Origin of the sequence: Trichocoleus sp. Lan (genome assembly GCF_039961855.1) — a bacterium.
In the GTDB taxonomy this organism is placed as follows: Bacteria; Cyanobacteriota; Cyanobacteriia; order Cyanobacteriales; family FACHB-T130; genus FACHB-T130.
On sequence record NZ_JAMPKA010000041.1, the window covers coordinates 29,464 to 41,223 of the forward strand.

The following is an 11,760-nucleotide window of genomic DNA, read 5'->3' on the forward strand; positions in this document are numbered from 1 at the left end:
CTAGTGAAATCATTTCCAGCTTAAGGTCGCCACAAATAAAGGGTTATCAGTGGCTACTGCGATAGACTCGAACTGACTTTTTCAGTGCTAGGCTAACGCCTCGCTTCGCATGAGCGCGATCGCAGCCAATCTTCTACGAACCAAAATCAGAAATCAAAACTCTAAAAGGGGATGAGTTTTAGGGAATTGACGGATTGGTGAAACATATCAGCGCTACTCAAGTCTTTTGGATTATGCATTGATTGTAGGTTAAGAGTGTCACCTACGCGATCGCAGGCAGACCCTTTCAAAGCAAGTCTCATTCTGAGTACGCGAGTGTGGGAAAATTCCCAAATATAAGGAACAGGCGTAAGGAGCAGAGTTGACACTTAACATAGGACAAGCCGATAGTATTCATCGGTAGAAGCCTGTAATCATGTCTAAAGACACCCTCGTTACCGCCGTTGCTAGTTTTCTATGAAGAACTCCCCAAATTCGGGTAATGAAACAGCAGCTACCCGTTCCAATCGGCGTCTATGGGTACTCTTAAGCCGCACCGGCCTTGGCGTGGGAATTATCCTGTTGCTTGGCACAATTGGCGGGGTCTGGTGGGCGTGGATTTTTGTCCATCAGCGGTTAGCACCAATTGTTGAAGAAAATCTCAGTCAAACGCTGAAACGACCCGTGCAACTGGGGAAAGTCGAAGGCTTTTCCATCAACAATCTGCGCTTTGGTGCCTCCTCGATACCAGTTACGCCCACTGACCCCGACCGCGCTTCGGTAGAGGGTGTAGACGTGGTTTTTGATCCGCTGGCGCTTCTCTTTAGGCGGACTTTGGAGCTAGATATTACCCTGGTCAACCCTGATATTTACGTTGAACAAGACAAAGAGGGGCGCTGGGTTTCTACGGAACTGAAGTCAGAAGAACCGAGTGGGCCGATTAAGACGGATATCCAAAGCGTTCGGGTTCAAAATGCAGACGTTGTGCTGGTACCAACGCCCAAAATTGTAGAGAGGAAAAAAGGCAGCCAGGAAGCAAGAGGAAATGTAGATGCAACGCTGCCCTCTCAAAATCTCCCGCGCAGTAACACTCAAGACACCCTCTCCAGACGACTGGAATCTCTGCTTCCCAGAGCAGAGAGGAGGGGGGTACCAGTCGCTTTTCGTCAGGTAGGCGGTACGGCTCGCTTTTTCGATAACAACCAGCGGATTCGCTTTGATGTCAGCGCTCAATCTCAGGTCGAATTAGGGGCACCGACAAAAAGTGTCCCTCAAAAACAGCAGGCCAATCCAACACCTGCGCCCATCCAAAGCAGCCTCAAACTTTCTGGTGAATACCGCGCCCCAACCGGACAAACCAACCTGCAAGTTCAAGGGCAGAACCTGAGTGCAGTCGATGTCGATCGTTTAGCGAAGCTGCCAATAGACTTGTATGCAGGGCTGTTGGATGGCAACTTGGAAGTCCGATTCCAAAATGAAGAGCGAGCCACATTTCTGGGAACAGCTATCCTCAAAAATGTGAAAGCGCAGGTTGCAGAGGTGCCGCAACCGTTTAACAATGCCAACGGACTCGTGCGATTCAACGGATATGCGATCGCGCTGGAGAATGTTAGCGCTCTTTACGGTCAGGTTCCCGCGGTTGCCAATGGTGTTATTGATACCCAAGAAGAAAAGGGTGGATACAACATTGCCGCCCAAGTGAAATCGGTTGCGATCGCGACTGCCCTCAATACTCTCAAAGTAGAGTCACCCTTCCCCGTAACTGGACAAGTCCGCGTTGACGTGCAGCTCAAAGGAGCGCTGGAAAAACCGATCCTCTCAGGAACCGTCGCCACCCTCCAGCCCACCGAAAAAGTGCCCCTAATCGTAGATAAGGTAAACTTTCGCGGCATCAGCGGTCAATTTCAGATGATCGATACCCTCCTCACCATTACCAACATCCGTGCCTTGCCTAGCGTTGGCGGCAGACTGGCTGGTAATGGTCGCATTCAGATGGGCGACAAAGGAGGATTGGTATTCGATGTCATCGGTCAAGACATTCCAGGGGATGCCGTTGCCCAGATTTACAACGCCAAGCCGAGCAATATCCAAATCGGCACCGTAGCCGCCAAAGCACAGCTTTTTGGCACCACCGGCAACCTCCAGACCGTCGTGCAAGTTCAGGCACCCCAAGCCACCTACCCAGGCAGTGGAGAAGTCATCGTTACTCAGGACAAAACCTACTTTCGCAACACGACTCTGAGGGTCGGGGCAGGCACCGTCAACCTCAAAGGTCAGGTGGCAGAGGGTCGCTGGGAAGTGGCAGGCGTTGCCGATGATGTTCAACTAGCACGTTTGGCAGAACTCCCGCCACAGTTGCAGTCAGCCCAGGCAGATGGGGCGTTTAATCTAGCGGGAAGTGTCAATTCTTTCCAAGCGGAAACGATTCGCGGCACCGCACAAGCGAATGTCCGGGTTGCTGGTGGCACCGTCAAGGCATCAAAAATTGCGCTGAATGCAGGGCGCTGGCAAGCTTCTGGGCAGGCTTCTGCTGTCCAGTTGAGGCAGCTAGCCCCGCAACTGCCGCCGCAATTCCAAAATCAAACCGCAAATGGTTCTTTTAACTTATCTGGAAGTCTAGCTACCTTTAAACCCGAAACCATTAGCGGCACCGCATCGGTTCAACTGAATATTGGCGGGGGCAGCGTCAATGCCTCAAACGTTCGGCTGAACAACGGTCGTTGGCAAGCTTCTGGACAAGCGTCTGCCATTCAATTAGCAACGGTGTTGCCCCAATCACCCGTCCAAGGGCGACTCAATAATGGTTCCTTCAACCTGTCAGGAAGTTTGGCGGCTTTCACCCCGGAAACGATTAGCGGGACTGCCCAAGGAAATCTTCAGGTTGGCGGTGGTCGCGTCAGTGCCACCAACGTGGAGTTTGGCAACGGTCGCTGGCAAGCTTCTGGGCAAGCTTCTGACGTCCAGTTGGCAAAGGTGTTGCCCCAAATTCCGCCGCAATTCCGAGGTCAGCTGAATAATGCTTCCTTTAACGTCTCCGGTAGTCTGGAAAATGTCAGCGCCGAAACGATTACTGGAGAAGCTTCTGGACGTCTGAATCTTGGCGGGGGCACCGTTACCGCCTCGAATATCCAATTTAACAACGGTCGCTGGCAAGCTCGCGGACAAGCCTCTGGGGTACAACTAGCAAGGGTGTTTCCCGAACTGCCGCCGCAATTCCAAGGTCGGTTGAATAATAGTTCTTTTAATGTATCGGGAAGTCTGGGGGCGTTTAGCCCGCAAACCGTTACCGGAACAGCTTCTGGAAGCCTGAATGTGGGTGGGGGAACCGTCAGTGCCGCCAATGTAGAGTTTGGCGACGGTCGCTGGCAAGCTCGCGGACAAGCGTCTGAGGTTCAGTTAGCAACGCTATTTCCCGAACTGCCACCGCAATTCCAAGGTCAGCTGAATAATGGTTCTTTTAATGTATCGGGAAGTCTGGCGGCTTTTACGCCAGAAACTCTTAGCGGCACGGCTTCTGGAAGCCTGAACTTAGCTGGAGGCAGCGTCAGTGCCGCCAACGTACAGTTTGGCAATGGTCGCTGGCAAGCCTCTGGTGAGGCGTCCAATATCGAACTTGCTAGGGTGTTTCCGCAATCGCCCCAATTCCAAGGTCAGCTAAATAATGGTTCTTTTAATCTCTCCGGGAGTTTAGCCGCTTTCAGCCCCGAAACGATTACTGGCACGGCTTCTGGAAATCTGAACTTGGGTGAGGGAAGCGTCAGTGCAGCCAACCTACAGTTCGGCAACGGTCGCTGGCAAGCTTCTGGCGAGGCGAATGGGGTTCAGTTGGCAAAAGTATTTCCCCAGATGCCCCCGCAATTTCAAGGTCGGCTGAATAATAGTTCCTTCAACCTATCCGGCAGTTTGGCTGCCTTCACCCCGGCAACCCTGAACGGGACGATTTCTGGAAGTTTGAATGTGGGGGATGGCACCCTCACCGCCTCAAATGTCCAACTCCAAGACGGGCGCTTTGCGGGTTTAATTTCTGCTAACAATGTTGATCTAGAACAGCTTGCCGCAGCATTACCCGATTCCGTGCCGGTTCCGGCGCTGCGAGGACGGGTGAGTGGCAACGTTGATGCTTCTGGGTCGCTGAGTGCTGTCAATCCGGCGGCTATCCGAGCAACCGGACAGTTGCGCGTCGAGGATTTTGCCGCCAATGACTTGGTGTTCGACCCCATTCTCACCGGGCAAATCAATTTAGTCCCCGGACAGCCGAGTAGCGTTGAGCTGGCAGGCAATCAACAAGACCGGATTTCGCTGGTGTTGTCGCCTAGCTATCAACCCGTCTCTTTTTTAGTGAAGCGTGACGAGGTGCTGGCACAAGGCAACCGCGAGGGCGATTTGTTGGTGGTGGATGTGCAAAACGTTCCGCTCAAATTGTTGAAAGACTTAGCTCCCCAGAATGCCTTAGCAAGTCTACCGCCAGCGATCGCATCCCAACCCATCGAAGGTAAACTTTCAGGAGATTTTATCCTAAATCTCGCCAATTTTAATGTTGCTGGGAATGATGTAGCGATCGCTCAACCCGTGCTTGGTACCATTAAAGGCGATTTGCTGACCATCGGCAGTTTCCGCTATGCCGATGGTACCGCCACCTTGGATGGGGGAGAGTTCCGCCAAGGCGAAAGTCTATACGCCCTCGCCGGTAGCGTCACTCAAACCTCCAGCGGCCCAGAACTGCAAGGTTCGCTGAAAGTAGCTCAAGGAAAAATCCAAAACGTCCTCCCCCTCCTGCAAATCTTTGATTTACAAGACCTCGCCAGAGGCGGACAACCTCCTACCTATGCCAGCGCCGCTGAGGTTAAACCCCAACCCGTTGGTCTACCCAATGCGACCCTGGAAGCTCAACTGCGCCGCTTGTCGGAAATAGAAGCCATCCTTGCCGCCCAGAAAGAGGAACGGGAAGCTTCGCCCATTCCCGAACTCAAAGACCTCACCGGCAATTTCTCCGGCGGAATCAAAGTAGCAGCTTCCCCTAGACAAGGCATTAACCTCGACTTTGACTTTGGCGGCAATAACTGGAAGTGGGGCAGAGACGACCAGCCCAATCGTCTCTACACCGCTGATAATGTGATTGTCAAAGGCAGCTTCCAAAACGGCGTCCTCACCCTTCTGCCCTTACGAATTGAATCTGAAGAAACGCTGCTTGCCTTCACTGGCACCCTTGGCGGAACCGAACAAAGCGGTCAGCTGCGCCTGAGAAATGTCCCTGTCGCCCCATTCCAACAGTTCGCCAATTTACCAGTCGATATCACCGGGAATCTCAATGGAACCGCAACCCTAGCAGGCAGCATCAACAATCCCCAAGCCATCGGCGAACTGGCTCTCACCGATGCCACCCTGAACCAAACCGCCGTCCAAGCGGCGCGGGGCAGTTTCCGATACACCAATGCTCGTCTGACCTTCAGCAGCACCATCGCCACTGCCGAATCTGGAGAGCAGGCAAGCCCGGAAGCTGGGGAGACTCGGCTCGATACTCAACCTGCAACAACTCCTCGTACCCCATCTCCAATCGCCAGTATCCCCTCGACGACTCAAATCACTGGCAGCATTCCCTTTTATCAGTTGCCCTTTGCCTCCGTTGCACCCGATAACAACCAACTCAGCCTGGATTTAAACGTTCAAAATGAGGGACTTTCCCTGTTAAACCTGCTTTCGCGTTCTGCTGTCACTTGGGTGGATGGTACCGGACAAGTGCAACTCAACGTTCAGGGTACGGTGAATCCAAATACGGGCAAATTAAACCAGCTTGTCGCTAACGGGATTGCGACTGTTGACGATGCCACTATCAAAGCGCAAGCTTTGCCCGAACCGCTTACCGATGTCAACGGTAGGGTCTTATTTAACTTTGACCGCATCCAAGTAGAAAACTTCCGGGGTGACTTTAGTGGTGGTGAAGTGGTCGCCTCCGGAGCCATCCCCATCTCAGGCACGGGGCAAGAGTCGGGGGATAAACTCACGGTTAGCCTTGAAAAACTCGCTGTAAATTTGAAAGGGTTATACTCAGGCGGCGTCAACGGCAACGTGGAGATTACTGGCTCGGCTCTCAATCCGCAAATTGGTGGTGAAGTGCGACTTGCCGATGGTCGGGTGCTGATAGGAGAGACGGCAGGGGATGGCACAAACGGAACGGCTTCACCCGGTGGTGGTACCGCTACCCCATCATCCCCAACCTCTAACGAGCAACCCTTCACTCCCGCATTTAATAACCTACAACTGGCTTTAGACAAAGGCGTCGAAATCTCCCGCCCACCGCTGCTGAGTTTCCAGGCGACTGGTGGCTTTACTCTCAATGGCACTTTGGATGAACCTCAGCCAAAGGGGACGATTCGGCTAACCAGGGGTCAGGTGAATCTGTTTACGACTCAGTTCCGCTTGGCACGCGGCTACGAACACACGGCTGAGTTTACCCCCAGTGAGGGACTTGACCCGGTTCTGGATATTCGGCTGGTCGCGTCTGTTTCCGAAGTAACCCGCAGCCGGATTGCTGACACAACCGCCACGGGTATTGTGAGTAGCGAAATTAGCGATGTTCCCGCTACCAATTTGGGGGCATTGCGAACGGTTCGCATTCAAGCCAGAGCCACAGGTTCGGCAAGTCAATTGGCAGATAATCTGGAGCTGACCAGTAATCCGCCTCGCAGCGAGAGCGAAATTGTCGCCCTTTTGGGTGGTGGCTTTGTGGAAACGCTAGGTCGGGGAGATACCACGCTAGGACTCGCAAATTTGGCAGGTTCGGCACTGTTGACACCTTTCCAAAATGTGGTGGGAGATGCGTTGGGATTGAGCGAGTTTCGCTTGTTCCCCACAGTAGTGAGGGATGAAAAGTCCCGCACTTCAACGTTGGGCTTGGCGGCAGAAGTTGGGGTTTCCGTCACTCCTAAGCTTTCTGCCTCTGTATCGAAGATTTTGACGGCTGATGAGCCTCCTGAGTTTGGTGTCACTTATCGAGTCAATAATGAGATTCTGCTGCGAGGTGGCACCGATTTGTCTGGGGAAACCAGGGGAGTGGTGGAGTATGAAAAGCGCTTCTGAAAAAAAGGACTGAGGAGTAAGGACTGAGGACTGAGGGCTGAGGAGTGAGAAGTGAGGAGTAAGGAGTAAAAAGTGAGGGCTGAGGGCTGAGAAGTGAAAAGTGAGGGCTGAGGGCTGAGAAGTGAAAAGTGAGGGCTGAGGGCTGAGAAGTGAGGCGCGAGAAGTCAGAAGTGAGGGGTGAGAAGTGACTATCGAGAGAATTGCCAACGACCTAGCTGTACTGCGTTGAGTGTTGCAATATATTCCTCCAAGTTAAAAGAAGACTCCGTTTCTTTTTGGGGGAGGGTTTCTTCAATGACAAGCGGCAAACCCAACATCGCCGCAGAGGTATTCACTAGACAGTTGCCCAAATTCGTGGCATCGTAGCCACCTTCTAACAACAGCAGGTAATGCCCACCCACAGAGGCGATCGCTTCTGCGACTAAACGGGTTAGGTTGTAGTAAAGTTGGGCACTCAGGCACAAGCCTGCACCTGGATCGTACAGGTAAAGATGATTGATATCATCCAAATGTCCATCAAACCCCGCCGACACAATCACGATGTCGGGTTTAGCCTGGGCAATTAGAGCCGGAATGATAGTTTGGAACAACGCCCAATACTCATCATCTGCTAGCTTCGCGGGTAGCGGCAGGTTAATAATGTTACCTTGTGCGCCAATATCCTCCAGATTGCCGGTTTGCGGGTAAAGCTCTTTACCAAACTGGTGGAGGGAGCAAAAAATGATACGCGGGTCGTCCTGTACGATATCTTGGGTGCCATCTCCGTGATGCAAGTCCCAATCCAAGATTAAAACACGCTCTACACCCTCTTTTTTTAAGCAATACTTGGCTGCGATCGCTGCATTATTAAATAAGCAGAAACCACCCGCTTTTTCGCGTCCGGCGTGGTGTCCAGGCGGACGGTTTAAGCACAAAGCGCTTTGAATCTGCCCGGACAAAATGCCCTTGAGGGCGCTAATTCCTGCCCCAGCGGAAATCAAGGCGGTTTTGTAAGAGCCGGGGCTTACATAGGTAGACTCAGCCAAATACCCGCCAGCCGCACTGATTGCCCGGACTTGAGCAATGTATTCCGATGTGTGTACCGCCTGTAAATCCTCTTCCGTTGCCGATTCTGGCTCAAGAAGAGTCATCTGCTGGCTTAACCCAAAATCTCTTAGCGCTGCCATTGCTGCTGTCAGGCGACTGCTGGATTCCGGGTGGGGAACCGGACTAACGACTGGGTAAGGAAACTGAATTTGGTCTAACGTGTAAACTGGGTCAAGCAAATCTTGCCCCGCTACCCGGTGATATAAATTATTTCCTTCGACCCTAATTTGACCAGGATCGTGTATAGCAAAATCAGGCGTATAAATTAGGGCAATTGGCAACATCTTGGTCATTAGTTATTCGTTCTTAGTTATGAGTCCTCAGGTAACAACTAATGACTTTTTATCCATTACCCATTGTCCGAAAATGGCATTTATGGATTTTTTGCAGGACTTGTATCGCTGCTCATTGGCTTGCGCTTCATCAACCTGGGACTCATACCAATCGCTGTGCCAGCAGGAACTGGGTTTATCTTAGTTGGTTTAGGAGGAATTTTTGCTGTACCAACTCTCTATTTCAAAGAAAACCGGCTCTTACGAACTGTTGGAGCCATTGTGTTAATTGTGGCAGCCCTCATTTTTGCGTTTATTTTGCGTTTATTGGATTGAGTTCCTACTGGGCACATCTTGCTAATTTCTCGACGTGGCAACCCATGCCAAAGTAATTGCCGTAAAACGACTCCAGTAAACTTACAAGGAGTAATCCGATGATTACATATCGCACCGTTTCGATCGATGGTTTAGATATCTTTTATCGAGAAGCTGGTTCTCGCGATAATCCAACGATTCTGCTGTTGCACGGCTTCCCAATCTCATCTCATATGTTCCGCAATCTGATGCCCGCGCTTAGCGATCGCTTCCATCTCGTTGCTCCCGATTATCCGGGTTTTAGTAACAGTTCGATGCCGACTGTGGATGAGTTTGATTACACGTTCGATCATCTGGCACAGATCGTCGAGAAATTTATCGCTGCGATCGCTCTCAAGAAATATAGCCTTTACTTAATGGATTATGGTGTTCCGATTGGTTATCGGATTGCGGCTAAAGCTCCAGAGCGCGACACCGGGCACTTTGCGCTGGAAGAAGATGGGGATGCGATCGCAAACTACATCCGTCAATTTCTCGCGTCACGGCTTCAACCCATCCCTGCCTAATGAAAACAAAGAAACACTACTTTGATTTTTGTTGATTCTCTTAGGCTATGAAGTAAGCAATGAAAACGATTGAACGAGAAAGATACTCAACGTCAACAAAGTTTTAGAGGGTTTACAGATGAAGATTTTTGTTGCCGGAGCAACAGGAGCAATCGGTCGTCCGCTACTCAACCAATTACTTGCCAGAGGTCACGATGTTATAGCTCTAACCCGCTCCCCGGAAAGGGCACAGTCATTAGTGGCAGAGGGAATAGAGCCTGCGGTCGCGGATGTATTCGACGCTGATTCAGTTAAAGCGGCGATCGCCCGCGCTCAACCGGAAGTGGTGATTGAACAACTCACCGCCCTACCCAGGACTTACAGTCGTGAATCCATGAGTGCAGCAGCGCCTCTGAATACGCGCATTCGGTTAGAAGGGGGTGCCAACGTGCTGGCGGCTGCACAGGCAGCAGGGGTGCGCCGCTACCTGAGACAGTCGGTCGCCTTCTGGGGAATTCCCGGTACTGGATTGGCAGATGAGGAAACACCGTTATCGCTTGATGCCTCCCCCGCCGTTGCCGCCGATGCTCGCCTCGTAACTGAAATTGAACACCGTTTATTGGAAACATCCAATCTCGAAGGAATTGCTTTACGCTATGGTTTCTTCTACGGACCCGGCACTTGGTTCAACCCGGATGGCGATGTAGCACAACAGGTGCGACAGCAACAGTTTCCGATCGTCGGGAATGGTAATGGCGTTTGGTCCTGGTTACACATTGAGGATGCAGCGATCGCCACAGTTGCAGCCGCAGAGCAGGGGAATCCTGGTGTTTATCTGATTGCGAACGATCGCCCTTTAGCGGTGCGCGAATGGCTCCCTGCGTTTGCTCGATCGCTGAATGCTCCACCACCGCCACAGGTATCAGTTGAGGATGCTCTGAAAAGGGATGGTGGTGCGGATATTGTTTACTACCAGACTCAGATGCGAGGCGTATCGAATGCCAAGGCAAAACGCGAACTGGATTTTCAGCCGCGATCGTTGGAGTGGATCGTTGACAGCGCCGTGGCTGATGCCAGTTAACGTTCTAGCATCCAGATGGCTATCGTAATCAGGAAGAATGAAGGCATCATGACAACTCAAAATGTAACCATTCCAGCCTTTTCAGGCGGCAGTTTTAACGCCTATCTATCAGCACCCGATACTCAGCTTCGTGCAGGGATTGTGCTGATTCAAGAAATTCTTGGGGTCAATCCGAATATGCGACAGACTGCCGATGATTATGCTAAGGCAGGCTATTTGGTACTGGTGCCGGATCTGTATTGGCGACTGGAACCCGATGTGCAACTCGATCCTGGCAAGGAGGAGCATTGGGCTAAAGCCTTTGAGCTACTTCGAGCATTTGATGTGGGTAGCGGCGTAGAAGACCTCAAGGCCAGTCTATCTTTTCTGCGGCAGTATCCCAGCAGCACAGGCAAGGTCGGCAGTGTGGGCTTTTGTTTGGGCGGCAAACTGGCATATTTCATGGCAACACGCACCGATGCGGATGCCAACGTCAGTTACTACGGTGTTGAGATTGACAAGAATTTAGCCGAGGCGACAAAGATTCAGAAACCGCTGATATTGCATATAGGTGGAAATGATGAGTATGTGTCCCCAAGCGCTCAAACAACCATTCAGCAAGGACTGAAAGACAACCCTCTGGTCACAATATATCGCTATGAAGGAGTGAGTCACGGGTTTAGCCGCATGAATAGTTCCGCTTATCGCCAAGAAGCCGCAGAATTAGCACGCGATCGCACGTTGGCGTTTTTAAAACAGCATTTAGGGTAGCGGGACTTAAACGCAAAGCGATTGAGATTTGGCGCACAAACAGCTATCAACTTCAACAAGTGTGAGGTAAAAGATGACAAAAGTTTTAATCGTTTACGCAACTGATTACGGCAATACCCAGAAGATGGCAGAAGCGGTAGCATCTGGTGTGACATCAGTTCCAGGTACTGAAGTGGCGGTAAAGTTTGTTGAGGATGTTACTGAAGATGATGTAATCGCCAGTGATGGGTTACTGAAGAAAGGCTGGAAGCTGCCAAGTATCATGGTGCGAATGTAACACGAGTGGCTGCTGCCTTAGCAGGCAAAGAATTGTTTGCCAAGTAAAAAACTCAGGACTAGCCCTCAGCAGGAAATAATGTCGCCTCAGAAACAATGTTGATGGGACAAGGATTGTAGATAACAATCCTTGTCCCATCAACAAACCCTGCTAAGTTAACTAGCTTGACAGTGCTACTTCAACAGATTGTTTACTGCCAATCAGTAGCTTAGCTAATTTTTCCTTAAGAGCCTCTGCTGATTCTACTGCTGGCATCATCCTAAGTAACCTGAGTTCGGGATAAGGAAGGGGCAAAACAGGTAGGGTGAAAGTGCTAACTTCTCATCCATCTGAATTACCCCATGCTTAGTCTAGAAGAACTATTTTGCTGTGTCGACG

The 11,760-nt window shown here is 51.2% G+C and carries 6 protein-coding genes and 1 pseudogene; 6 read left to right on the forward strand and 1 reads right to left on the reverse strand.

Features of this window, described 5'->3' with window-relative positions; all coding sequences use genetic code 11:
* The first annotated feature begins 456 nt into the window (after positions 1 to 456).
* Positions 457 to 7,056, forward strand: coding sequence for a translocation/assembly module TamB domain-containing protein (locus NDA03_RS25225; RefSeq protein ID WP_348239497.1), 6,600 nt, complete (start codon positions 457 to 459; stop codon positions 7,054 to 7,056).
* A gap of 188 nt (positions 7,057 to 7,244) precedes the next feature.
* Here the strand turns inward: NDA03_RS25225 and NDA03_RS25230 are convergent, their stop codons facing one another.
* Positions 7,245 to 8,435, reverse strand: coding sequence for a histone deacetylase (locus NDA03_RS25230; RefSeq protein ID WP_348239498.1), 1,191 nt, complete (start codon positions 8,433 to 8,435; stop codon positions 7,245 to 7,247).
* Between the two features lie 63 nt (positions 8,436 to 8,498).
* On the opposite strand from NDA03_RS25230, the gene NDA03_RS25235 reads away from it, so the two are divergent.
* The 5 genes and pseudogenes from NDA03_RS25235 to NDA03_RS25255 all read left to right on the forward strand — a co-directional run bounded on the left by NDA03_RS25235 (position 8,499) and on the right by NDA03_RS25255 (position 11,382).
* Positions 8,499 to 8,750 carry a DUF981 family protein gene (locus tag NDA03_RS25235; protein ID WP_348239499.1) on the forward strand — a complete coding sequence of 84 codons (252 nt, stop codon included), beginning with the start codon at positions 8,499 to 8,501 and terminating at the stop codon, positions 8,748 to 8,750.
* A 98-nt stretch (positions 8,751 to 8,848) separates the two neighbouring features.
* Positions 8,849 to 9,199, forward strand: a pseudogene (locus NDA03_RS25240) (alpha/beta fold hydrolase); the annotation flags it as partial.
* A gap of 214 nt (positions 9,200 to 9,413) precedes the next feature.
* Positions 9,414 to 10,355 (forward strand): NAD(P)-dependent oxidoreductase, encoded by a 942-nt coding sequence (locus NDA03_RS25245; RefSeq protein WP_190416110.1) that lies wholly within the window; start codon positions 9,414 to 9,416, stop codon positions 10,353 to 10,355.
* 48 nt (positions 10,356 to 10,403) lie between these two features.
* Positions 10,404 to 11,105: a dienelactone hydrolase family protein gene (locus tag NDA03_RS25250; protein WP_348239500.1), complete on the forward strand. Its 702-nt coding sequence runs from the start codon at positions 10,404 to 10,406 to the stop codon at positions 11,103 to 11,105.
* A gap of 73 nt (positions 11,106 to 11,178) precedes the next feature.
* Positions 11,179 to 11,382 (forward strand): flavodoxin domain-containing protein, encoded by a 204-nt coding sequence (locus NDA03_RS25255; RefSeq protein WP_348239501.1) that lies wholly within the window; start codon positions 11,179 to 11,181, stop codon positions 11,380 to 11,382.
* The last annotated feature ends 378 nt before the right edge of the window (positions 11,383 to 11,760 follow it).